Raw genomic sequence first — 1,301 nt, forward strand, 5'->3', positions numbered from 1 at the left:
CCTCTCCCGCAAACGACCCCGACAAGGCAATTGATTAAGTGCTTAATGATTGAATATTTGACACAGGTCAACGCATCAGCTTGTTTAAGATATGGAGAAACAAGATGATTGATCCCTAAAATCATAGCGCAACTCGGGTTTGATTAAAAAAAAGCCTCTTTTTTAAGAGGAGCTACAGCTGTGTCGGCTGGGACAATAATTTTGCAAGTTCTTCTAGGGAATAAGCCATATTTTTGCTACAGTGAACCAAATTAAGATCATCTATTTACTAGGCCTCGCATTTGCGGGGTTTTTAATACTGAATAAAAGGAAAGCTTGATGGAATTGCCCAATATTATTCAACAATTTATTGGAAACAGCGTTTTAGAGCCAAATAAAATTGGTCAGTCGCCATCGGATGTTTATTCTTTTAATCGAAATAATGAAACTTTTTTTCTTAAGCGATCTAGCACTTTATATACAGCGACCACATACAGTGTTTCTCGTGAAGCGAAAATGTTGAGTTGGCTCTCTGAGAAGTTAAAGGTGCCTGAACTCATCATGACTTTTCAGGATGAGCAGTTTGAATTCATGATCACTAAAGCGATCAATGCAAAACCAATTTCAGCGCTTTTTTTAACAGACCAAGAATTGCTTGCTATCTATAAGGAGGTACTCAATCTGTTAAATTCAATTGCTATTATTGATTGTCCATTTATTTCAAACATTGATCATCGGTTAAAAGAGTCAAAATTTTTTATTGATAACCAACTCCTTGATGATATAGATCAAGATGATTTTGACGCTGAATTATGGGGAGACCATAAAACTTACCTAAGTCTATGGAATGAGTTAAATGAGACTCGTGTTGAAGAAAGATTGGTTTTTTCTCATGGCGATATCACGGATAGTAATATTTTTATAGATAAATTCAATGAAATTTATTTTTTAGATCTTGGCCGTGCTGGGTTAGCAGATGAGTTTGTAGATATATCCTTTGTTGAACGTTGCCTAAGAGAGGATGCATCGGAGGAAACTGCTAAAATATTTTTAAAGCATTTAAAAAATGATAGACCTGACAAAAGGAATTATTTTTTAAAACTTGATGAATTGAATTGATTCCAAGCATTTTCTAAAAATACTTAATTGTCATTTTACGTCGATTCTTTGGACCGTAGATGCAGAACAAGATCGTGAAAGAATTTATGATTATCTTGATGAAAGAAATCCAATTGCTGCAATTGAATTGGATGATTTAATTCGGGAAAAAGTTAGTTTGCTTGCTCATAATAATCTCATGGGGAGAACTGGGCAGCGCCAGA

The 1,301-nt window shown here is 34.8% G+C and carries 2 protein-coding genes; both read left to right on the plus strand.

Going from position 1 to position 1,301, the window contains the following annotated elements:
• Window positions 1–318: 318 nt before the first annotated feature.
• Window positions 319–1,098, plus strand: coding sequence for an APH(3')-VI family aminoglycoside O-phosphotransferase (locus GYB81_RS23440; protein WP_058199817.1), 780 nt, complete (start codon window positions 319–321; stop codon window positions 1,096–1,098).
• Window positions 1,099–1,141: 43 nt separating this feature from the next.
• On the plus strand, window positions 1,142–1,301 hold a 160-nt coding region (locus GYB81_RS23445), incomplete at its 3' end, for a type II toxin-antitoxin system RelE/ParE family toxin (protein ID WP_161897974.1).

The sequence above is a fragment of the Pseudomonas yangonensis genome (assembly GCF_009932725.1).
GTDB lineage: Bacteria > Pseudomonadota > Gammaproteobacteria > Pseudomonadales > Pseudomonadaceae > Aquipseudomonas > Aquipseudomonas yangonensis.